Origin of the sequence: Streptomyces sp. NBC_00076 (assembly GCF_045041235.1) — a bacterium.
GTDB lineage: Bacteria > Actinomycetota > Actinomycetes > Streptomycetales > Streptomycetaceae > Streptomyces.
Genome location: NZ_CP108242.1, coordinates 5,019,438 through 5,042,083, shown reverse-complemented (window position 1 = coordinate 5,042,083; position 22,646 = coordinate 5,019,438). Strand labels below are relative to the sequence as shown.

At 68.2% G+C, this 22,646-nt stretch carries 11 protein-coding genes and 3 rRNA genes; 7 read left to right on the top strand and 7 right to left on the bottom strand.

Translation table 11 applies throughout. The annotated features are described in order from the left end of the window. Positions 1-124: 124 nt before the first annotated feature. Both lhgO and OHA64_RS22785 read right to left on the bottom strand, forming a co-directional pair. On the bottom strand, positions 125-1,375 hold the full coding sequence (lhgO, locus tag OHA64_RS22790; RefSeq protein WP_405615924.1) for an L-2-hydroxyglutarate oxidase: 1,251 nt from the start codon (positions 1,373-1,375) through the stop codon (positions 125-127). Between the two features lie 185 nt (positions 1,376-1,560). Then, complete coding sequence (locus OHA64_RS22785) at positions 1,561-2,985, bottom strand: MFS transporter (protein ID WP_405615921.1); 1,425 nt, start codon at positions 2,983-2,985, stop codon at positions 1,561-1,563. Between the two features lie 736 nt (positions 2,986-3,721). Here OHA64_RS22785 and OHA64_RS22780 point away from each other — a divergent pair. Beyond that, positions 3,722-5,830, top strand: a complete 2,109-nt coding sequence (locus OHA64_RS22780) for an asparagine synthase-related protein (protein ID WP_405615919.1) — start codon at positions 3,722-3,724, stop codon at positions 5,828-5,830. 37 nt (positions 5,831-5,867) lie between these two features. On the opposite strand, the gene OHA64_RS22775 is transcribed toward OHA64_RS22780, so the two are convergent. Together OHA64_RS22775 and OHA64_RS22770 are read right to left on the bottom strand one after the other, a co-directional pair. Beyond that, the gene (locus OHA64_RS22775) at positions 5,868-7,949 is read right to left on the bottom strand and encodes a sigma-70 family RNA polymerase sigma factor (RefSeq protein WP_405615917.1); all 2,082 of its coding nucleotides are present in this window, start codon (positions 7,947-7,949) and stop codon (positions 5,868-5,870) included. A gap of 383 nt (positions 7,950-8,332) precedes the next feature. Continuing rightward, positions 8,333-9,112, bottom strand: a complete 780-nt coding sequence (locus OHA64_RS22770; RefSeq protein ID WP_405615915.1) for a TetR/AcrR family transcriptional regulator — start codon at positions 9,110-9,112, stop codon at positions 8,333-8,335. A 377-nt stretch (positions 9,113-9,489) separates the two neighbouring features. Here OHA64_RS22770 and OHA64_RS22765 point away from each other — a divergent pair, with 377 nt between their 5' ends. Next, a complete protein-coding gene (locus tag OHA64_RS22765) occupies positions 9,490-10,869 on the top strand; it encodes an NAD(P)/FAD-dependent oxidoreductase (protein ID WP_405615912.1) in 1,380 nt (459 codons plus the stop codon). A 225-nt stretch (positions 10,870-11,094) separates the two neighbouring features. Beyond that, on the top strand, positions 11,095-12,750 hold the full coding sequence (locus tag OHA64_RS22760) for a SpoIIE family protein phosphatase (RefSeq protein ID WP_405615910.1): 1,656 nt from the start codon (positions 11,095-11,097) through the stop codon (positions 12,748-12,750). Between the two features lie 25 nt (positions 12,751-12,775). Here OHA64_RS22760 and OHA64_RS22755 read toward each other — a convergent pair whose 3' ends face one another. Next, positions 12,776-14,059, bottom strand: coding sequence for an MFS transporter (locus OHA64_RS22755; protein WP_405624056.1), 1,284 nt, complete (start codon positions 14,057-14,059; stop codon positions 12,776-12,778). A 145-nt stretch (positions 14,060-14,204) separates the two neighbouring features. Here OHA64_RS22755 and OHA64_RS22750 point away from each other — a divergent pair, with 145 nt between their 5' ends. The 4 genes from OHA64_RS22750 to rrf all read left to right on the top strand — a co-directional run bounded on the left by OHA64_RS22750 (position 14,205) and on the right by rrf (position 20,595). After that, positions 14,205-14,756 carry a MarR family winged helix-turn-helix transcriptional regulator gene (locus tag OHA64_RS22750; protein ID WP_405615908.1) on the top strand — a complete coding sequence of 184 codons (552 nt, stop codon included), beginning with the start codon at positions 14,205-14,207 and terminating at the stop codon, positions 14,754-14,756. A 662-nt stretch (positions 14,757-15,418) separates the two neighbouring features. Continuing rightward, a 16S ribosomal RNA gene (locus OHA64_RS22745) occupies positions 15,419-16,944 on the top strand. Between the two features lie 319 nt (positions 16,945-17,263). Further along, positions 17,264-20,386 (top strand): 23S ribosomal RNA (locus OHA64_RS22740). Positions 20,387-20,478: 92 nt separating this feature from the next. Further along, positions 20,479-20,595 (top strand): 5S ribosomal RNA (gene rrf, locus OHA64_RS22735). The 16S, 23S and 5S rRNA genes sit together here, the layout of an rRNA operon. A gap of 88 nt (positions 20,596-20,683) precedes the next feature. On the opposite strand, the gene OHA64_RS22730 is transcribed toward rrf, so the two are convergent. Further along, a complete protein-coding gene (locus OHA64_RS22730; RefSeq protein ID WP_405615906.1) occupies positions 20,684-21,358 on the bottom strand; it encodes a response regulator in 675 nt (224 codons plus the stop codon). Further along, entirely contained in the window at positions 21,355-22,626 is a 1,272-nt protein-coding gene (locus OHA64_RS22725; RefSeq protein ID WP_405615904.1) for a sensor histidine kinase, read from the bottom strand. The genes OHA64_RS22730 and OHA64_RS22725 overlap by 4 nt, the downstream gene beginning before the upstream one ends. Positions 22,627-22,646 lie beyond the last annotated feature (20 nt).

Here is a 22,646-nt window from a genome sequence, read left to right as displayed (position 1 = left end):
AGTGCGTCGATTTTACGGCGGCCGGGCCGATGCCGTCTCTGTCCGCATCGATGCCTTGCTCGTATCGATGGCCGGCCGCTCATCCACGTCCGTCCTCTTGCCGACCGCCCGCTCACCGTTCCCCTCATTCCGCCCCCAGCACCGCCAGCGCCCTGCGGGCCACCTCCCGCCCGATCGGCAGCGAAGCCGTCGCCGCGGGGGACGGTGCGTTCAGTACGTGCACCGTCCGCGGCCCTTCCTGGATCAGGAAGTCGTCCACGAGCGTCCCGTCGCGCAGCACCGCCTGGGCTCGCACCCCGGCCGCCGCCGGCGTCAGATCCGCCTCCTCGACCGCGGGCAGCAGCCTCCGCACCGCCCCGACGAACGCCCCCTTGGACACCGACCGCCGCAGCTCACCGGACCCGTACCGCCAGTGCCGCCGCGCTATCCGCCAGGAGCCCGGCCAGCGCAGCGTCGTCCCCAGCTCCCGTGGCCGCACCACACTCCAGTCGTAGCCCTCTCTGGCCAGCGCCGGCACCGCGTTGGGGCCGATGTGCACGCCCCCGTCGATCCCGCGGGTGAGATGCACCCCGAGGAACGGAAACGCCGGATCCGGCACCGGATACACCAGCCCCCGCACCAGCTCCGGCCGGGTCAGCGTGTAGTACTCGCCCCGGAACGGCACGATGCGCATCCCCGGCTCGTCCCCGGTCATCCGCGCGATCTCGTCGCAGTACAGCCCGGCGCAGTTCACGAGTGCCCGCCCGCGCACGACGTCCCCGTCCGCGGTCCGCACGGCCACTCCGAGCTCCGGCCGCCGGTCCACCCGCACCACACGCGCCCCGTAGCGGATCTCCGCCCCCGACGCCTCGGCCAGCTGTCGGGCGACCGCCACGAAGTCGCACACCCCGGTCGTCCCGACGTGTATCGCGGCGAGCCCGCGGACCTCCGGCTCGTACTCGGCGATCTGGGCCGCGCCCAGTTCACGCACCGAAATGCCGTTCTCCCGGCCGCGCTGTGCGAGTGCGTGCAATCGGGGGAGCTCGGCCCGCTCGGTGGCGACGATCAGCTTGCCGGTGACGGCGTGCGGGATGTCGTACTCCGCGCAGAACTTGATCATCTCGGCGGCGCCCCTGACCGCGTACCGCGCCTTGAGGGAACCGGGGCGGTAGTAGATCCCGCTGTGGATCACTCCGCTGTTGCGCCCGGTCTGATGCCGGGCGGGCCCGGGTTCCTTCTCCAGCACCGTCACCCGCGTGCCCGGCGCGGCCCGCGTGATCGCATACGCCGTCGACAGGCCGACGATCCCGCCGCCGATCACGAGCACGTCGCAGTCGTACGCGATCTCCCGCGCCTGCCTCGCCACCTGCACCACCTCCCGGCTTCGATAGTGCACTGCGCCACTGACAATGCCTTCAAACCAGGGAAACCGCAGCCCCGCCAAGGGAGCACGGGGCTGGAACTAGACCGGATCAGCTGACGGGATCAGCTGACGGGATCAGCTGACGGGATCAGCTGACGGGATCAGCGGACGGGTCGGCACGGCGGACGCGACGGCATCCGGCGCCCCGAGCGGAGCGCCTACGCCGGAGTCATGAGCAGCGGCCGCGCCCGCTCCCGCAGCTCCACCACCCGCGGCTCGTCCCCGTACGGCTCCAGACGATGGAGAAGATCCTTCACGTACTCGGTGGTGCGCGCCGAGGAGATGCGCCCCGCGACCTCCACCGCCCGCACGCCCTGCTCGCATGCCGCGTCGAGATTGCCGGACTCGAGCTCCGCGACCGCCGAGACGACGAGACGCAGCCCGTGCGAGCGCACGAATTCCTCCGTCGGCTTCGACAGCGCCTGTTCCGTGAACCGGCGCACCTGACGGGGGGCCTTCAGGTCGCGGTAGCACTCCGCGGCGTCCGCGGCGAACCGGTCGTACGAGTAGAAGCCGAGCCAGGACGGATCGTTGTCGCCGTCGCGGGACCGCTCCAGCCAGCCCTCCGCCGCCTTCAGGGCCGCGCCGGCCGCCTGGGCGTCTCCCGCGCGCGCGTGGGCACGTGCCTCGACGAGGCGGAAGAAGCTCATGGTGCGGGCGGTGGCCAGCCCCCGGTTGCGTTCCAGAGCGGCCTGGGCGAGGTCGACGCCCTCGTCGCCGAAGCCCCGGTAGGTCGCCTGGAGGGACATGGAGGCCAGGACGTAGCCCCCGAGCGGGACGTCGGCCGCCGCGCGCGCGAGCCGCAGCGCCTGGATGTAGTACCGCTGCGCGGCCTCCTGCTGGCCGGTGTCGAAGGCCATCCAGCCGGCGAGGCGGGTGAGTTCGGCACTCGCGCCGAACAGTGCCCGGCCGACCTCGTCGGAGTACGCGCCGAGCAGCAGCGGAGCCGCCTCCACCCGCAGGCACTCCGGCACCATCGACGAACGCCAGTCGCCGCCTCCGTACTTGGAGTCCCAGCGCCTGGCGTCCTCGGCGGCCTCCCGCAGTTTCTGCACATCGCTGTGGCCGACTTTGAGCGGTGCGCCGGAGGCCTCGGCGGAGTTCACCTCGCGTGCGACCGAGCTGTCGGCCGGGGTTATCAGCCAGCGTGAGGCGGGCGTCGCGTAGGCGCTCACCGCGAACGATCCGGCCAGGGACTGCCAGATGCCGCCGGAACCGGCCCGGCGTCCGGCCAGGTCGAGGCGGTACAGCTCCGTCGCCGACCGCACCGCCTGTCCGACGTCTCTGGGGAAGGCGAGGCCCACTTCTGGCGCGGGATCCGCGTCCGCCAGGCCGATCTCGTGGAGCGGCACCGGGCGGCCGAGCTTCTGCCCTATCGCGGCGGCGATGAGATGGGGCGCGGCGCCTTGCGGCACCATGCCCTTCGACACCCAGCGCGCCACCGACGTCTTGTCGTAGCGAAGAGTCAACCCGCGTTGGGCGCCAAGATCGTTGACGCGCCGCGCGAGTCCTGCGTTGCTGATTCCCGCGAGGGCGAGAACGGCGCCGAGTTTTTCGTTCGGCCCGCGTTGCTCCCTGGACATTGCGCCACCCCTCGACACAGACGGCTGCCGCGCTGGCATAACCATGCGGCATTCGTAAACCCAGCGTAGTTCGCCGCATCCCAAGCGTTAAGGGGCATTGTTCCGGTTGGCGGGATTGTGGTCCGTACTGAAGTGCGGTTCAGCGACGGAGGGTTGCGACGTGCTCCCGCTGTGTGGCCGTGCGCCCGGCCGTGCGCTCTTCTCCGGCCATCGCGGGAGCGGTTCCATGGGCCGTGCGTGGGTCGGCCCGCTGTACTGGATCCAGTGGGCTGGGGGACACCGCCGCCTACATCCCCGCGGGCGGCGGACCGGCCCGGGGGGCGAACTCCGTTTCCCGGGCCGTGCGCTCGCCGGACGGCGGGCGAGGCGTGTACGGAGCGTGCTCAAACCTGTTCCGTTGTCGCCGATTTGGCTGAAAATCGACCCCACTCGTGCGGGCCGTCAGCCCTCCCACCACGGCAGTTGAGGGCGCGTTGGGAGTTTTTGGGGAGCGTTTCGGGGGCGCATTCGCGTCGCAGTCACCGTATCAACACTCCTCGCCCGTGCCCGATCTCCTTGCCTCGCGCGGCTGTTCGACGCGGTGTGCGGGCGGGCCAGGTCCGATGGGACGGTATCCGCCGGGGCGCATTCCCCGGAGCGCGAGCGACCCCGCCGTCCCTCCGTCGCGCCTCCTTCATGGCAGCATGGTGCCGAGTTCGTACGGTGCACTGGTTGTCCACAGCCTGTGGAGGCGGCGATGCGGTGGTTGGTGGGATGGAGCAGCACCGCCCCGGTGGCCGCCGAGATCGGCTCCGCGGGCGCTGTGGGGCACGACGGCGAGACACTGCATCCGGTGGGCTCGCATCTTCTGTGGGGCGATCCCGATCCGCTGTGGGCGGTCGGCGACTGGCGTCCGGACGAGGTGCGGGTGCTGAAGGCCGACGAGCGGACCCGGATCGCCGTCCTCGGTACCTGCGGCGCCTCCGACGAACAGCTGAGGGTCGGTCTGTTCGCCGCGCGGGGCGGGGCACTTCGGCACCTGACGGCCTGGCCGGGCAGCTACACGGCCGTCGTCCAGGTGGGCCGCCGCATCACCGTCTGCGGTGATCTGGCGGGCGCCCGCCCGGTGTTCCACACCCCCTGGGCCGGCGGCACCGCCTACGCGACGGCCGCGCTGCCCCTCGCCGACCTCATCGAGGCCAACCTCGACTACGGCCACCTCGCCGCGCTGCTCGCCGCCCCCGACGTCCCGGCCGCGCTGCACGACTCCACCCCCTACGACGGCGTACGGCGCATTCCGCCGGGGCACGCGCTGATCCTGCGCGCCGGTGCGCGCGAGATCGCCGGATACGAGCAGGTCGCCTCCCTCGCCGTGGCGGCACCCTCCGCCGACCCGGACAGCGCGGTCGACGCCGTACGGGACGCCCTGGTCGACGCCGTCCGCGCGCGGCTGTCCGCTCCCCGTCATGTCCCCGGCGCGGACATAGACCCAGGCCCGGTCCCCGGCATGGGGCCCGCCGAACGGCGCGCCGCGCGCGGGATGCCGGTCCCGGGCATCGGAGCGGATCTGTCCGGCGGCCCCGCCTCGGGAACCCTCGCGCTGCTCGCCGCCGGCCTGCCCGGCATGCCGGGGACCGTGCTGGGCCACGGCACGGGCGCGGGGGAACGGCTGCTGGCGGTCACCTTCAACGATCTGGCCGTCGGCGGCCGGGAGGCCGAACTGGAGCGGGCGGGCACGCTCGCGGCCAACCCGCGCCTGCACCACGTGGTGGTGACCGGCGACGAGGAGACCCTCCCGTACGCCGACCTGGACGGCCCGCTGACCGACGAACCCGCCGCCTCCCTGGTGACCGCCGCCCGCCACCGCGCCCGCCTCGCGGCCGGCAGCGCGGACCACTTCACCGGCTACGGCGCCCGCCAGGTCCTGGACGCCCACCCGGCCCGCCTCGCGGACCTCCTGATGGACCGCAAACGCCGTCACCTGGTCCGTCCCGTCGCCGCGCTCGCCAGGGCGGACGGCTCGGTCCTGGTCCCCGCGCGCGTGTACGGCGCGGCCCGCCGCCTCGCCCGTACGCCCTACCGCTCCGGTCTGGAAGGCCTCGCCGACCGTCTCATGCGCCGCCGTTTCGACGAACCCGGAGGTGCCGTGGGGGCGTCCCTGGCCGCGCTCACCTGGGCCAGACCGGGCCCCGCCGCGCGCTGGCTCACGGGTGAGGCGCTGGCTGAAGTATCGGTTCGCCTGCAAGGGGCGACCCAGCGTTCCGGGATCGGTCCGGGGCAGCGACCGGGCGACTTCCGCGCCCGTGCGGCCCTCACCCGGAGCGCGGCGGACCTGCGCATCCTCGAACAGGCGGCCGAAGTCCGCTTCCAGCGCCTGCACGCCCCGTTCCTCGACAACCAGGTCGTCCGCGCCTGCCGCGCCCTCCCGGAAGCCCTACGGGTCCAGCCGGGCGCCCGCGCGGCCATCCTCCGTACGGTCCTGGAGGGCGCCGGGGTCGCCGATCTCCCGCCCGGGTGGGGCGCCACCTCCCACGGGCCCTCGGCCGCCGCCGCCCGCGCCGGGCTCCGAGTCGCCGCGGACTCCCTCATGTCCCTCTTCGGCACACCCCTGCTCGCGCAGGCGGGCCTGGTCGAAGCCCGGGTGGTCCGCAAGGCACTGCGCGCCGCGGCGGAGGGCGAGCCGCTGCCCCTGGACGGACTGGCGGACCTGGTCTCCCTGGAGCTGTGGCTCGGGCGGCTGATCGCCCGCCGGGGCACCTGCTGGACGGGAACGCCCGCACGTACGCGGGCGGTTCCGGCGGGCGTCACACCGCAGCAGGGAGCACTGGGGGCCGGGGCTTCGGGCGGCGGGGCGGTGCTCGCCTAGGACGCGGCGGTGGTCACGGATCCTCGCCGTTACGGCTTCACGAGCAGGTGAACCTCGACTCCGCCCAGTCCGCGAGCGCCAGGTCGTCGAGGTGGCTGTGCGGCTCGACCACCAGCCTGACGGTCTCGCGCCCGGCGAGGTCCACATGGGCGGGCACCGCGGAGTCCCGGCCCCCGACCGTCCCGGACCGCCACAACCGGACCCCGTCGGCGTAGACCGAGAAGGAGACCTTGCCGAGCCCGGCGGTCAGGTCGTCGACGCCGACCAGGGCGTCGTAGGCGGTGCACTCCCGGTTGAGGTCGATCGTGACGGAGGAACTCCCGTGCACGGTCACGCCGTGCCTGTACTGCTTGCCCGCGATCGACATGCCGTACCGCTGCCACACCCAGCTGCTCCCGCCGATCCGCATCTCGGGCTCGGTGCCGTCGCCAAAGATGTCGTACGACAGCTCGCTCCACTGGTACACGAAGGACGGGGGAGGCGGTGGAGGCGGTGACTGCGGTGAAGGTGGGGCGGGGGTGGCTGTCGGGGTCGGCTTCGGCGTCGATGTGGAGGCCGACGGGGGAGTCGAGGTGGGCGTGGGCGTGGGCGCGGGCTTCGAAGCCGAAGCCGAAGCCGAAGCCGAAGCCGAAGCCGAAGTCGACGTCGGTGTCGGCGTGGATGCGCCTGCGGGCGTGCTGGCCACGGCGGCCGCCGCCGCGATCACCGGCTGCTTCGGATCGGGCGCCTGCCCCGAAGGCGTGGGCGGGTTCTCGGCGGGCTCGGCCGGCTCGGCGACCGGCGCTGACGCGGGCGGCTTGGCGTCCGGCTTCCTGGGCGGGTTGTCCCCGCCGGCCAGCGCGAGCGTCACCGCGACGACGGCCACCGCCGCCACACCGGCCGCGACACCGGCCTTCACCGGCGCGCCGAGCCCTTCGGAGGCGGCCGCACTGCCACCTGCGCTCGCCCCGCCACCCGTGCTCGCACTGCCACCGCTCGCTGCCCCGCCCCCCGAGCCGCCGCCCGCCGACGTGGCCGCCCCCGCGACACCGGCCGCGCCCGCCCCGGCGCCGGCGATGATTCCGACAGCCTTGGCGTACCCGGCGGCACCGAACCAGCCGATGACCGCGACCGGTACGACGGCGGGGATACCGCCGGCGACTTCCTTGATCTGGCCCGCGGCCAGCCAGCACTTGGCGCACTCCTCAAGGTGCTTGCGCAGCCCCCGTTCGGCGCGGGTGCGCAGGCCGCCGCGGGCGTAGGCGCCGAGCCGGTCGGCGTAGCGGGCGCACTCCTCGTCGCCGGCCAGGGCGGCGCTGACGTGGGCCTGGAGGTAGGCCTGCTTGAGACCCTCGCGGGCCCGGCTGGCAAGCACCCGGGTGCCGTTGGCGTCCAGCCCGAAGAGCGTGGCGACCTCGCTCGGCGACTCGTCCTCGACCTCGGTGTGCCACAGCACGGCCTGCCAACGCTCGGGCAGCGACCGGAAGGCCCGCATGGCCATGGACTGCTCGGCCTCGTGCATCGCCCGCACATCGGCACCCAGGTCCAGGCCCCCTCCGAAGGAGCCGGGGGGCGAGGTGCCGTCGGACACCTCGGACGCGCGCGTGGACTGCGCGGCGAACACCGCGAAGTCGTCGACCAGCTGCTCCCGCTTCGCGGACTTCGTCCAGCTCGCGGCCACCCGGCGGACGGTGGTGAGCAGATAGGGACGTACGGCGTGCTCGGGGCCCAGGCCGCCGCGCACCGCCTGGAGCATGCGGGCGAAGACCTCGGCGGTGAGGTCGTCCGCGGTGTGGCTGTCCCGGCAGCAGGTGCGGGCGTACCGGCGCACCGCTCCCGCGTGGCGCCGGTAGAGCGCCTCGTAGGCGGTGTCGTCGCCCGCGCGCATCCGCTCGATCAGGTCGCCGTCGGACGGCGGCAGCTCCCTGGGCGGCGGCAGGGCACCGCCGTCCTCGCGCCGGTCGCGCTGGGCCGGAACGCTGCTCTCCACAGGCTCGCCGCCCTGCGCCGGGATACCGGCCGCCACCGGCTCGTGCGGACCACCGGCCCGTCCCCCCTGGCTCGGCACCTGCGGCGAGGCCGCGCCGCCGGCCTCCGCGTCGTCGTCACCGAGTGACCCGTCCCGCCCGTCAAAGCTCATCGCGGAAAGCCCCCGCCGCCGGCCCTACCAGTCCCGAACACCCGGTCAGAGTGCCATATGGGCTTTTGTTCAGGACCCTGCCGTGCGGCCCTTCCCGTCGTCCGTACGGACTTCAGGCGACGCGGCACCGGTCGTCACGTGGACCGGGAGGCCTCAATCGGCTTTCTACGTGCGGGAGTTGAGAAGAGCGCCCGAGAAGCAACGGAATTGTCCCCACGTACTGCACCCGGGGTGAGAGCGGTGCGGCGCTCACTCTCCACCGTCACCTGTTCGAGTCACGGTCGCGAGCCACAAGGCGACGCCCGGTGACGGGCGCCGCCTCACAGGATGGCCTCTTCGGGGGCACTCGCCCCACAGGTTGGCGTCTCCCGGGCCCCAGTTCCTCAAGCCGGCCGCGAGCGCAGGCCCTCCAGAAGGATGTCCAGCAGCCGCGACGAGGCAGCCGCCTGCTGTGCCGCGTCCGGCAGCGAGGGTGCCGCCGTCGCTATGACCAGCAGGACGTCCGCCACCGACACATCTGTCCGCAATTCACCCGCCGCGCGGGCCCGCTCCACGAGCTGACCCACGACGTCGAGCAGGGCCGTCGCGCCCGTGTCGTCCGCGGAGAGCGCCGGAGCCTCGTCCGCCAGGATCCGTAACTCCCCGGAGCCCGGCTGGGTCCGCTGCTGCGGCACCCGCGCCGCCTCGAACCCGGTGCCCTCGTCCGCCACGCCGACCCGCAGCACCTGCGGCGGCAGCAGCCGCCCGGCGCCCGAGGCCACCGACGTCCGCAGGAAGCGCGAGAGCGCCGACCACGGTTCGTCCTCCTGACCGAGCGCCGTCCGTGCCTGGTCGGTCAGCCGGGAGGTCTCCTCCTCGGCTATCCGTCGCACCAGGACGTCCTTGCTCGGGAAGCGCCGGTACACCGTGCCGACGCCGACCCGCGCGCGCCGCGCCACGTCCTCCATCGGCGCGCCGTACCCCAGCTCGCCGAAGACCTCCCGCGCCGCACGCAGCACGTGCTCCAGATTGCGCTGTGCGTCCACGCGCAGCGGTGTGGTCCGCGAACTGTCCCCGCGTCCGTTGTTGCCCGCCACGCTCATCGCTGAGCCGATCGCGCCGCCCATCGCCCCAGCAGGTGCGATGGTGGACGCGGACGACCAATGAGAGTCCTGAACATGCATAAGTGATCCCCCGGTAATGACGTCTCCCCCCGGAGACTCTCCCCGCCACCTGAAAGCCGGGGTGAACGGAACAGGCCCGCTTCCCGGGCCCGTCGGTCGCGGACCCGAAGGCGCATTCCCTCTACACCCCGTCGACACACGAACATAGTTGAGTGAGGGTCAATTCAGAAGGGGCACGTTCCGCACGGAGCGCACCCCGATCGGAGTACGGGGCGCATACGTCCTGATTTCGCCCCCTCCAACCGCCCGGGACACACCCACTGACCTGCGAGGATACCGCGCACTCTGGTGATTCGGCCAACCCTGTGCGCCGATGGCGCGCGGTCACACAAATTGTCGAGGCTGTGGACAAACGCAAGCGCCCGGTGCGTCATGGGATGGTGAAGGAACGTGCGCGCATTCTCGTTGTCGGCGGTGGCTACGTCGGGATGTACACGGCCCTGCGTCTCCAGCGGAAGCTGAAACGGGAACTGGAGCGGAGCGAGGCCGAGATCACTGTGGTCACGCCCGACCCGTACATGACCTATCAGCCCTTCCTCCCCGAAGCGGCAGCCGGATCCATCTCCCCGCGCCATGTCGTGGTACCCCTGCGCCGCGTCCTGGACCGCTGCCGGGTCGTCGTCGGCGAGGTCACCTCCATCGACCACGCCAAGCGCACCGCCGCCCTCACCACACTCGCCACCGAGGAGGAGGGCACCGGCGCCCAGCAGCTGTCGTACGACGAACTCGTCCTCGCCCCCGGCTCGATCTCACGCACCCTGCCCGTCCCCGGTCTCGCCGAGCACGCCATCGGCTTCAAGACCGTCGAGGAGGCCATCGGCCTGCGCAACCACGTCATCGAGCAGATGGACATCGCCTCCTCCACCCGCGACCCCGCCGTCCGCGACGCGGCCCTCACCTTCGTCTTCGTCGGCGGCGGCTATGCCGGCGTCGAGGCACTCGGCGAGCTGGAGGACATGGCCCGCTACACCGCGCGCTACTACCACAACATCCGGCCCCAGGACATGAAGTGGATCCTCGTCGAGGCATCGGACCGCATCCTGCCCGAGGTCGGCGAGGAGATGGGCCGCTACACCGTCACCGAACTGCGCCGCCGCAACATCGACGTACGCCTGAACACCCGCCTGGAGTCCTGCGCCGACCGCGTCGCCGTCCTCAGCGACGGCGCCCGCTTCCCGACCCGTACGGTCGTCTGGACCGCCGGTGTGAAACCCCACCCGCTCCTCGCCGCCACCGACCTGCCCCTGAACGAACGCGGGCGCCTGAAATGCACCGCCCAGTTGACGATCGAGGGCATCACGCACGCTTGGGCAGCCGGAGACGCGGCGGCCGTCCCCGACGTCACCGCCGAAGAACCCGGCAAGGAGACCGCCCCCAACGCCCAGCACGCGCTCCGCCAGGCGAAGGTCCTCGGCGACAACATCGCGCACTCCCTGCGCGGCGAGCCCCTGGAGACGTACTCCCACAAGTACGTCGGCTCGGTGGCGTCGCTGGGGCTCCACAAAGGTGTCGCACACGTCTACGGACGCAAGCTGAAGGGCTACCCTGCCTGGTTCATGCACCGCGTCTACCACCTCAGCAGGGTCCCCACCTTCAACCGCAAGGCCCGTGTCCTGGCCGAATGGACCCTGTCCGGGCTCTTCAAGAGAGAGATCGTCTCCCTGGGATCACTCGAACATCCCCGAGCGGAGTTCGAACTCGCGGCCGGTGGAAAGCCTCCTCATGACCCCTCGAACGACCCGAAGGGGTCGTCCTGACCGGACCGAGGAACTTCAGCCACGGGGTAGGCGTCTGACGGATGCCGACCCGGTCGGCCGCCCTGCCAGACTGGTCCCCCCCCCCACGCATGACGGACCGACCCCGCCCTTCGAACCCACGAGGCTTCCCCCAGTGCTGCAATCCCGGGGTGCCGCCCCCCTGACCCCCCACCGGGTCCGGAGCCGGCCGAAGACGCCGCAGACGACGACACGAGGCAAGGATTCGTGAACTTCACGCGCTGGAGCGCCCGCATCCCCGGAACGCAGCGCCGCGCCGCAGCGCGGACCGACCACCCGGTGACCCCGGACCGGGGGGAGGACGCCGCGAGCTCGTCCGTGCCCGCGGCCCGCGCCGAACAACTCACCGACGCCGCCCCACCGGTGCCCGCCGTCGACGAACTGCCGGTACGCGAGGTCCTGGACCGCGTCCCCGCCCTCGTCGCCCTCGTCCACGGTCCCGACCACCGCCTCGCCTACGTCAACGACGCCTATGTGACGGCCTTCGGCACCCGCCCGACCGGCGCCCCGGCCCGCGAGGCCGTCCCGGAACTCGACGAACTCGGTCTGCTCCCGCTCCTGGACCAGGTCCTGCGCAGCGGAAAGCCCCGCACCGTCAAGTCCCGCAAGGCCCCCGACGGCCGCTCCTACACCTTCACCTGCACCCCGGTCGCCCAGGGCGACGGCGGAGGCGTGCTCGTCTTCGCCACCGACGTCACCGACCACGCCGAGGCCGCCGAACGCCTCAGAGCCAGCGAACGGGAGCAACGGGAAACCGCGGTCACCCTCCAGCGCTCCCTGCTCCCCCAGGAACTGGAACAGCCCGACGACCTGCGCGTCGCGGCCACCTACCAGCCGGGCGGCACGGAGGCCGCCGTCGGCGGCGACTGGTACGACGTGATCACCCTGGGCGGCGGCCGCACCGCCCTCGTGATCGGCGACGTGATGGGCCGAGGAGTCCGCGCGGCCGCGGTCATGGGCCAACTCCGCACCGCGGTGCGGGCCTACGCCCGCCTGGACCTCCCCCCGCACGAGATCCTCCAGCTCCTGGACGGCCTCGCCGCGGAGATCGACGCCAACCAGATCGCCACCTGCGTCTACGCCATCCACGACCCGAACGAGGGCCGGCTGGTGTACGCCTCGGCCGGCCACCTGCCCATCCTGGTCCGCGACGAGAACGGCGAGGTCCTGCGCGCCGACGAGCCCACCGGCCCGCCCCTCGGCACGGGCGGCTGGATGCACGCCTCGGGCTCGATCCCGCTCGGCCCCGGCTCCACCGCCGTCCTGTACACGGACGGCCTGGTGGAACGCCGGACCGAGGACCTGGACGAGGGAATCGCCTCGCTCGAGCGGGCCCTGTCCGGCGCGACCGGCACACCCCAGGTCGTCTGCGACCGTCTGGTCCGCTCGGCCGGCGTCACCGCCGACCACGACGACGACGTGGCCGTCCTGGTCCTCCAGCACCCCGCCCGTACGGGCCCGGACAGCGAGCTCTTCCGCAACGCGGCGCTGGAGCTCCTCGGCGGTGTGGAAGCGGCGCCACGCGCGCGTGCGTTCGCCTCCGGCGTGCTGACCAGTTGGCGGTTCTCCGTGGAGCTGCACGACCTGGGTGTCCTCGCGGTCAGCGAGCTGGTCGCGAACTCCCTGCAACACGGCACGCCGCCGATGCGGCTGCGCCTGCGCCGTACCGACCGGCGCCTGATCGTCGAGGTCACCGACGGCGACGACCACCTTCCCCGCCGCCGCCGAGCGGAGCCCGGTGACGAGTCCGGCCGGGGCATCGCCATCGTCGCGACGATCGCCTCCTCATGGGGGGCCCGCCGGACATGCGGGGGCGGGAAGTCGGTGTGGTGCGAGTTCGCGCTCCCCGCGAGCACGAAGTGACCGAAGGTCCGGTTCCCCGGAGACCTCAGGCGTGCGCCTGGGTGTGGTCGGCCGGGGCGGGACCGCCCTGGGCCACCACCCGGCTCCTCGCCGACCACGGCTGATCCTGCGCCACGGTCAGGCCCCGCCCCAACCGCACCGCCAAATACGTGATCCCCAACGAGAACAGCAAGAACGTCACGATGTACGGCGCGTGCAGCGAGGCCCCCATGGGCCCACCCACCGCCGGCCCGACAGCCAGCGCGAGCTGCTTCACCAGGGCGAACGCCGAGTTGTACTGCCCCGCCATCCCCGCGGGCGCGAGATCCGCCACCAGCGGAGCCACCGTCGGCGACAACATCGCCTCACCCAGACCGAACAACGCGTACGTGGAGACGAACGCGGCCGTCGCCATCTCCCGGCTGCCGTGCCCGAGCCCGGCATACCCCGCGGCGACCCACGCCACGGCCCAGATCAGCCCGACGGCGGCGATCACCCGAGACCGCCTGCGCCGCTCGACGAACTTCAGCACGGCGAACTGCGCGACCACGATCATCGCGGTGTTGGCGGCCAACGCCGTCCCCAACGCGGACGTCGAGATCCCGGCGGCCTCCACCCCGTAGGCGCTCAGCCCGGACTCGAACTGCCCGTAGCAGGCGAAGAACAGCACGAAGCCCAGCACACACAGCTGCACCATCGCCCGGTTGCCGAGCAGCTGCTTCCAGCTGCCCCGGGCCGACCCCGGCCGCCCCGGCGCGTCCTCGAAGCGGGGCGAGTGCGGCGTGCGCACCGTCGCCATCACCACGACCAGCAGCAGGAACATCGCCGCCTCGATCGAGAACAGCAGGGTGAAGGAGGAGGCGCTCGTCGTGTCGACCAGATGACCGCCGATGAGCCCGCCGACGCCGAGCCCCAGGTTCTGCAGGAAGAACTGTGTCGCGAAGGAACGCGAGCGGGTGTCGGCCGTCGAGCAGTCCACGATCATCGTCGCCAGCGCCGGCTGCATCACGGCCTGCCCGGCCCCGAGAGCGGCCGCCGAGAGCAGCACGGTGGGCGCGTTGCTCGCGAGCCCCAGGCTCAACGCGCCCAGCGCGGCGGTGACCAGGGCGACGAGCAACACCGGCAGCGGGCCACGACGCACGATCGCCCGGCCGGCGAACGGCAACACGATCAGCGCCGCGACGGCGAAGACGGCGAGGACCAGCCCCGCCGTCATGGCTCCCAGCCCGCGCACCTGTGCCACATAGACGTACAGGTAGGGGACGGTGAAACCGAGCCCGAACGCGCTGAGTGCGTTGCCCACGTGGATCCGGCGCATCGCTGCGCCCATCGCCCTGGTCACGTTCACCTCTCTCAGGTAGTTGTTGAACCCCGTTGGTATACAGAGCTGAAGATTTCAAAGCTAAAGTTAGAAGTTGAATAGTACACATAGAAGGACTTCAACGCCAAGCAGGCCCCGTGCGAGACTTGCGCTCATGGGCGACACCCCCGACACCCTCGGCGAACCGACACTCGAAGAGCAGATCGCCGCGTACCAGCGCGAGTTCCAGGACCTCGACCCCCAGGTCGAGAAGATCGTCTCGGCGCTCTCCCGGCTGAACCGCCGTATGAACGTCGCCTACGGCCGCCAGACCTCCGCCCTCGGCATCAGCAACGCGGACTGGGAGGTCCTCAAGGCGCTCGTCCTTTCCGGTGCCCCCTATCGCCTGGGTCCCAGTGACCTCGCCAAGCGACTCGGCCTGACACCGGCCGCGATGACCCACCGGATCGACCGCATGGTCACCGAGAGTCTGGTCACCAGGGAACGGGACGAGTCCAACCGCGTCCGCGTGATCGTCGAGCTGACAGGGGAGGGCCGCGAGAAGTGGCTGGAGGCGATGCGCCTCGCGACCGTCTTCGAGGAGGATCTCCTCCAGGACCTCTCCCCGGACGACCGCACGGCCCTCGGTGAGGTCCTCATCCGTCTCCTGCGCAGAGTCGAGCACGCCCAGCCGGACGCCGGCGGTCGGCTCACCGACCTGGACTGATGGCGACCCCTGCGCCCATAAAAAGATCTTGACAGGCGGCGCTTGACAGCCACTCGCCCGATCCGTAAAGTTCTTCGGGTTGCCACGGGGCCGTAACGGTTCTGCGGTGGCACCTCCGCCGCATGAGCGGCACCTCAAACCATCAGCACGATCTCCCAACGGGATTGAATTCGGCGTGCCCGAATGCAATTCGATTGGGGCCCGGCACCTCGATTTGGGACCTGCCGGTGGAATCAGCTAGAGTTTGAGACGTCGGAACGGCCCAACAGCCGCGAAGACAAGCCCGGTTGACTGGGAGTCGGACACCGAAAGGATCTGATAAAGTCAACACCGCTGGAAGGCCGAAAAGCCGGAAAGCAACCCGCCGACAGGGAATCGGATCGAGAAAAAGATCTGATAGAGTCGGGAACGCAAGACCGAAGGGAAGCGCCCGGAGGAAAGCCTGAGAGAGTCTCTCGGGTGAGTACAAAGGAAGCGTCCGTTCCTTGAGAACTCAACAGCGTGCCAAAAGTCAACGCCAGATATGTTGATACCCCGTCTCTCTCAGTCATTGGGAGGGCGAGGTTCCTTTGAAGAAAACACAGCGAGGACGCTGTGAACGGCCGGGCTTATTCCGCCTGGCTGTTCCGCTCTCGTGGTGTCATCCCGATTACGGGAGAACATTCACGGAGAGTTTGATCCTGGCTCAGGACGAACGCTGGCGGCGTGCTTAACACATGCAAGTCGAACGATGAACCACTTCGGTGGGGATTAGTGGCGAACGGGTGAGTAACACGTGGGCAATCTGCCCTTCACTCTGGGACAAGCCCTGGAAACGGGGTCTAATACCGGATAACACTTCCATTCTCCTGAATGGTGGTTAAAAGCTCCGGCGGTGAAGGATGAGCCCGCGGCCTATCAGCTTGTTGGTGAGGTAATGGCTCACCAAGGCGACGACGGGTAGCCGGCCTGAGAGGGCGACCGGCCACACTGGGACTGAGACACGGCCCAGACTCCTACGGGAGGCAGCAGTGGGGAATATTGCACAATGGGCGAAAGCCTGATGCAGCGACGCCGCGTGAGGGATGACGGCCTTCGGGTTGTAAACCTCTTTCAGCAGGGAAGAAGCGAAAGTGACGGTACCTGCAGAAGAAGCGCCGGCTAACTACGTGCCAGCAGCCGCGGTAATACGTAGGGCGCAAGCGTTGTCCGGAATTATTGGGCGTAAAGAGCTCGTAGGCGGCTTGTCACGTCGGGTGTGAAAGCCCGGGGCTTAACCCCGGGTCTGCATTCGATACGGGCTAGCTAGAGTGTGGTAGGGGAGATCGGAATTCCTGGTGTAGCGGTGAAATGCGCAGATATCAGGAGGAACACCGGTGGCGAAGGCGGATCTCTGGGCCATTACTGACGCTGAGGAGCGAAAGCGTGGGGAGCGAACAGGATTAGATACCCTGGTAGTCCACGCCGTAAACGGTGGGAACTAGGTGTTGGCGACATTCCACGTCGTCGGTGCCGCAGCTAACGCATTAAGTTCCCCGCCTGGGGAGTACGGCCGCAAGGCTAAAACTCAAAGGAATTGACGGGGGCCCGCACAAGCAGCGGAGCATGTGGCTTAATTCGACGCAACGCGAAGAACCTTACCAAGGCTTGACATACACCGGAAAGCATCAGAGATGGTGCCCCCCTTGTGGTCGGTGTACAGGTGGTGCATGGCTGTCGTCAGCTCGTGTCGTGAGATGTTGGGTTAAGTCCCGCAACGAGCGCAACCCTTGTTCTGTGTTGCCAGCATGCCCTTCGGGGTGATGGGGACTCACAGGAGACCGCCGGGGTCAACTCGGAGGAAGGTGGGGACGACGTCAAGTCATCATGCCCCTTATGTCTTGGGCTGCACACGTGCTACAATGGCAGGTACAATGAGCTGCGATACCGTGAGGTGGAGCGAATCTCAAAAAGCCTGTCTCAGTTCGGATTGGGGTCTGCAACTCGACCCCATGAAGTCGGAGTTGCTAGTAATCGCAGATCAGCATTGCTGCGGTGAATACGTTCCCGGGCCTTGTACACACCGCCCGTCACGTCACGAAAGTCGGTAACACCCGAAGCCGGTGGCCCAACCCCTTGTGGGAGGGAGCTGTCGAAGGTGGGACTGGCGATTGGGACGAAGTCGTAACAAGGTAGCCGTACCGGAAGGTGCGGCTGGATCACCTCCTTTCTAAGGAGCACTTCTTACCGATCCCTCCGGGGTGAGGTCAGAGGCCAGTACATCGGCGAATGTCCGGTGCTGGTTGCTCAAGGGTGGAACGTTGACTATTCGGCATACTTGATCGTCTTCTCCTTCCAGTACTGCTCTTCGGAGCGTGGAACGTTGAGGGAAGCGGCAGGGATGCCGGGCACGCTGTTGGGTGTCTGAGGGTACGGGCTTGAGAGTCTGGATCTTCAGTTGCCGGCCCCAGTGCACTCGAACCGGTTGGTTCGGGGTGATGGGTGGCTGGTCGTTGTTTGAGAACTGCACAGTGGACGCGAGCATCTGTGGCCAAGTTTTTAAGGGCGCACGGTGGATGCCTTGGCACCAGGAACCGATGAAGGACGTGGGAGGCCACGATAGGCCCCGGGGAGTCGTCAACCAGGCTTTGATCCGGGGGTGTCCGAATGGGGAAACCCGGCAGTCGTCATGGGCTGTCACCCTTGCCTGAACACATAGGGCAAGTGGAGGGAACGCGGGGAAGTGAAACATCTCAGTACCCGCAGGAAGAGAAAACAACCGTGATTCCGGGAGTAGTGGCGAGCGAAACCGGATGAGGCTAAACCGTATACGTGTGAGACCCGGCAGGGGTTGCGTATGCGGGGTTGTGGGATCTCTCTTTTACGGTCTGCCGGCCGTGAGACGAGTCAGAAACCGTTGATGTAGGCGAAGGACATGCGAAAGGTCCGGCGTAGAGGGTAAGACCCCCGTAGTCGAAACGTCAACGGCTCGTTTGAGAGACACCCAAGTAGCACGGGGCCCGAGAAATCCCGTGTGAATCTGGCGGGACCACCCGCTAAGCCTAAATATTCCCTGGTGACCGATAGCGGATAGTACCGTGAGGGAATGGTGAAAAGTACCGCGGGAGCGGAGTGAAATAGTACCTGAAACCGTGTGCCTACAAGCCGTGGGAGCGTCGCGCATCAAGCTTGCTTGGTGCGTCGTGACTGCGTGCCTTTTGAAGAATGAGCCTGCGAGTTTGCGGTGTGTTGCGAGGTTAACCCGGGTGGGGTAGCCGTAGCGAAAGCGAGTCCGAACAGGGCGTTTCAGTAGCACGCTCAAGACCCGAAGCGGAGTGATCTAGCCATGGGCAGGTTGAAGCGGAGGTAAGACTTCGTGGAGGACCGAACCCACCAGGGTTGAAAACCTGGGGGATGACCTGTGGTTAGGGGTGAAAGGCCAATCAAACTCCGTGATAGCTGGTTCTCCCCGAAATGCATTTAGGTGCAGCGTCGTGTGTTTCTTGCCGGAGGTAGAGCACTGGATAGGCGATGGGCCCTACCGGGTTACTGACCTTAGCCAAACTCCGAATGCCGGTAAGTGAGAGCGCGGCAGTGAGACTGTGGGGGATAAGCTCCATGGTCGAGAGGGAAACAGCCCAGAGCATCGACTAAGGCCCCTAAGCGTACGCTAAGTGGGAAAGGATGTGGAGTCGCACAGACAACCAGGAGGTTGGCTTAGAAGCAGCCACCCTTGAAAGAGTGCGTAATAGCTCACTGGTCTAGTGATTCCGCGCCGACAATGTAGCGGGGCTCAAGCGTACCGCCGAAGTCGTGTCATTGCAGCATGAGGGCCAACGCCCGCTGTGATGGGTAGGGGAGCGTCGTGTGCCGGGTGAAGCCGCCGTGTAAGCGAGTGGTGGACGGTTCACGAGTGAGAATGCAGGCATGAGTAGCGATACACACGTGGGAAACGTGTGCGCCGATTGACTAAGGGTTCCTGGGTCAAGCTGATCTGCCCAGGGTAAGTCGGGACCTAAGGCGAGGCCGACAGGCGTAGTCGATGGATAACCGGTTGATATTCCGGTACCCGCTGTGAAGCGTCAAACATTGAATCAGGCGATGCTAAGTCCGTGAAGCCGTTCCGGACCCTTCGGGGAAAGGAAAGTGGTGGAGCCGACGGACCAGACTTGTAGTAGGTGAGTGATGGGGTGACGCAGGAAGGTAGTCCATCCCGGGCGGTGGTTGTCCCGGGGTAAGGGTGTAGGACGTCAGGTAGGTAAATCCGCCTGGCAATAGTCTGAGACCTGATGCCGAGCCGATTGTGGTGAAGTGGATGATCCTATGCTGTCGAGAAAAGCCTCTAGCGAGTTTCATGGCGGCCCGTACCCTAAACCGACTCAGGTGGTCAGGTAGAGAATACCGAGGCGTTCGGGTGAACTATGGTTAAGGAACTCGGCAAAATGCCCCCGTAACTTCGGGAGAAGGGGGGCCATCACTGGTGAGAGGACGTGCTCCTCGAGCTGGGGGTGGCCGCAGAGACCAGCGAGAAGCGACTGTTTACTAAAAACACAGGTCCGTGCGAAGCCGTAAGGCGATGTATACGGACTGACGCCTGCCCGGTGCTGGAACGTTAAGGGGACCGGTTAGTCAGGATTCGTCTTGGCGAAGCTGAGAACTTAAGCGCCAGTAAACGGCGGTGGTAACTATAACCATCCTAAGGTAGCGAAATTCCTTGTCGGGTAAGTTCCGACCTGCACGAATGGCGTAACGACTTCTCGACTGTCTCAACCATAGGCCCGGTGAAATTGCACTACGAGTAAAGATGCTCGTTTCGCGCAGCAGGACGGAAAGACCCCGGGACCTTTACTACAGTTTGATATTGGTGTTCGGTTCGGCTTGTGTAGGATAGCTGGGAGACTGTGAAGCTTGGACGCCAGTTCAGGTGGAGTCGTCGTTGAAATACCAGTCTGGTCGTGCTGGATGTCTAACCTGGGTCCGTGATCCGGATCAGGGACAGTGTCTGATGGGTAGTTTAACTGGGGCGGTTGCCTCCTAAAGAGTAACGGAGGCGCCCAAAGGTTCCCTCAGCCTGGTTGGCAATCAGGTGTTGAGTGTAAGTGCACAAGGGAGCTTGACTGTGAGACCGACGGGTCGAGCAGGGACGAAAGTCGGGACTAGTGATCCGGCGGTGGCTTGTGGAAGCGCCGTCGCTCAACGGATAAAAGGTACCCCGGGGATAACAGGCTGATCTTCCCCAAGAGTCCATATCGACGGGATGGTTTGGCACCTCGATGTCGGCTCGTCGCATCCTGGGGCTGGAGTCGGTCCCAAGGGTTGGGCTGTTCGCCCATTAAAGCGGTACGCGAGCTGGGTTTAGAACGTCGTGAGACAGTTCGGTCCCTATCCGCTGCGCGCGTAGGAATATTGAGAAGGGCTGTCCCTAGTACGAGAGGACCGGGACGGACGAACCTCTGGTGTGCCAGTTGTTCTGCCAAGGGCATGGCTGGTTGGCTACGTTCGGGAGGGATAACCGCTGAAAGCATCTAAGCGGGAAGCCTGCTTCGAGATGAGTATTCCCACCCCCTTTGAGGGGTTAAGGCTCCCAGTAGACGACTGGGTTGATAGGCCGGATCTGGAAGCACGGTAACGTGTGGAGGTGACCGGTACTAATAGGCCGAGGGCTTGTCCTCAGTTGCTCGCGTCCACTGTGTTGGTTCTGAAACCACGAACAGCCCCATACCCAGGGCCACGGGTGTGGTGCGGCAGTTCAGTTTCATAGTGTTTCGGTGGTTTTAGCGTGAGGGAAACGCCCGGTTACATTCCGAACCCGGAAGCTAAGCCTTACAGCGCCGATGGTACTGCAGGGGGGACCCTGTGGGAGAGTAGGACGCCGCCGAACAATTTTTGGGAAAACCCCCGTGCCATGGGCACGGGGGTTTTCTGCGTTTAAGGGACTTGGGCCAGGACTTCAGGGTTCTAAAAGGTTCTCAGGACGGATTCACCAGCCTTGTGTCGTAGGCCAGGATGACCGCCTGGATACGGTCCCGGGAGCCCGTCTTCGAGAGAATGCGGCCCACGTGGGTCTTCACTGTGGATTCGGCCAGGTGGAGACGCGTGGCTATCTCGGTGTTCGTCCAGCCCAGGCCGATGACGGTGAGGATCTCGCGTTCGCGGTCCGTGAGGGCTGTCAGGCGGGCATCCGGTCTTTCCAGGCCGTCGGTGGGGGTGTCCGGCCGCGGGAGGTGCTGGGCGTAGGCGTCCAGGAGGCGGCGGGTCAGGCTGGGGGCCACCACCGCGTCGCCCGTCGCCACCGAGCGGATACCGGAGAGAAGGTCCTCCGGCTGGGCGTCCTTCACCAGGAAGCCGGAAGCGCCGGCGCGCAGGCCCGCGTACGCGTACTCGTCCAGGTCGAACGTCGTGAGGATCAGGACTCGGGTGCGGTCGCCGACGGCGGTGATGCGGCGGGTGGCCTCGATGCCGTCCAGGCCGGGCATACGGACGTCCATCAGGACGACGTCGGGGTGGAGTTCGGCGGCCAGCCGGACCGCCTCACTGCCGTTGGTCGCCTCTGACAGCACCGTCATGTCGTCCTGGCTCTCCAGCAGCATGCGGAAGCCGAGGCGTTGGAGGGGCTGGTCGTCGACGATGAGGACCGTGGTCACTGCGGGGATTCCTCCGGGAGGTGAAGGTGGACGCGCCAGCCCCGGTCGGGGGGTTGGCGGGGGCCGGCTTCAAGTGTGCCGCCGTACAGGGCCGTTCGCTCGCGCATGCCGGGAAGTCCGCGGCCCGCGGTGCCGTCGGGTTCGCCCCCGCGGCCGGTGTCGGTCGCCGTGACGGTGACGGCGCCCTGGTCCTCGTAGGAGAGGGTGATGTGTGAGGTGGCGCCGGGGCCGGCGTGTTTCAGGGTGTTGGTGAGGGCTTCCTGGATGACTCGGTAGACGGTGAGCTGGCGGCCCGGGGGGAGGGTCGGTGTGCCGTGGACGGTGGTGTGGACGGGGAGGCCGGCGGAGCGTACGCCGGCTATCAGGTGGTCGAGGTCGGTGAGGGTGGGTTGCGGGGTGAGTTCCGGGGCGGGGGCCTTGGTCTCGTCGCGTAGGACGTCCAGGAGGCGGCGGAGTTCCGTCAGGGCCTGGCGGCTGGTGGTGGAGATGGCGTTCAGGGCCTCGGCGGCGCGTTCGGGGGCCTTGGTCGCGGCGTAGCGGCCGCCGTCGGCGAGGCTGGTGATGACGGAGAGATTGTGGCCGATGATGTCGTGCATCTCGCGGGCTATACGGGCGCGTTCGGCGGCGGCGGCGAGGCGGGCCTGCTGGTCGCGTTCGATCTCCAGACGGCGGGCGCGGTCCTCCAGGGCCTCGGTGTAGTTGCGGCGGGTGCGGACCGTGATACCGATCGCTGCCGCTACGATGATCGACATCAGCATCGGGACGATGCGGTGGTCCGGGCTTTCCTGGGGGTGGCGGAGGGTCGTCACGGTGTCGATCGTGAGGATCAGGGCCGTCGTCCACCACAGGGTGCGCGGAGGGCGGCGCAGGGCGAGGTGGAAGACGACGAGCATTTGGAGCATGGAAGCCTGGAGAGCCGCTCCCGTCCAGGCGTTGACCAGCGCGAACGGGGCCATCATGAGGAGTACGGACCTGGGGTGGGCGCGGCGCTGGAGGAGCGGGAGCGAGAGGGCCAGGCTGAGGGTGAGGAGCAGCCAGCCGGGGGTGTCGGGGTTGCGGGTGACGTTGCGCCAGCCGCCGCCCAGGTAGTCGATGAGGGCCGCCGTCACCCAGAAGCCGGTGACGTGCAGGTCCCAGACGAGAGGGTGGCGCCGGTCGAAGGCGCGGACTCGTCGGCCGGCGCGGTGGACGTACTCGGTGAGGGGTTCCGTCGTGCGGTCCTGAGGTGCGAGGTTCCGCGTCGCCTGTTCTTCCGCCACGAGGTCCATGGTGAAGGGTGTGGGCGCCG

Coding starts and splice junctions, on each gene's coding strand:
- OHA64_RS22785 (WP_405615921.1), bottom strand. CDS start 2,985: ATGTCCAGGGAGCAACGCGGGCCGAACGAAAAACTCGGCGCCGTTCTC.
- OHA64_RS22780 (WP_405615919.1), top strand. CDS start 3,722: ATGCGGTGGTTGGTGGGATGGAGCAGCACCGCCCCGGTGGCCGCCGAG.
- OHA64_RS22775 (WP_405615917.1), bottom strand. CDS start 7,949: ATGAGCTTTGACGGGCGGGACGGGTCACTCGGTGACGACGACGCGGAG.
- OHA64_RS22770 (WP_405615915.1), bottom strand. CDS start 9,112: ATGCATGTTCAGGACTCTCATTGGTCGTCCGCGTCCACCATCGCACCT.
- OHA64_RS22765 (WP_405615912.1), top strand. CDS start 9,490: ATGGTGAAGGAACGTGCGCGCATTCTCGTTGTCGGCGGTGGCTACGTC.
- OHA64_RS22755 (WP_405624056.1), bottom strand. CDS start 14,059: ATGGGCGCAGCGATGCGCCGGATCCACGTGGGCAACGCACTCAGCGCG.
- OHA64_RS22750 (WP_405615908.1), top strand. CDS start 14,205: ATGGGCGACACCCCCGACACCCTCGGCGAACCGACACTCGAAGAGCAG.
- OHA64_RS22725 (WP_405615904.1), bottom strand. CDS start 22,626: ATGGACCTCGTGGCGGAAGAACAGGCGACGCGGAACCTCGCACCTCAG.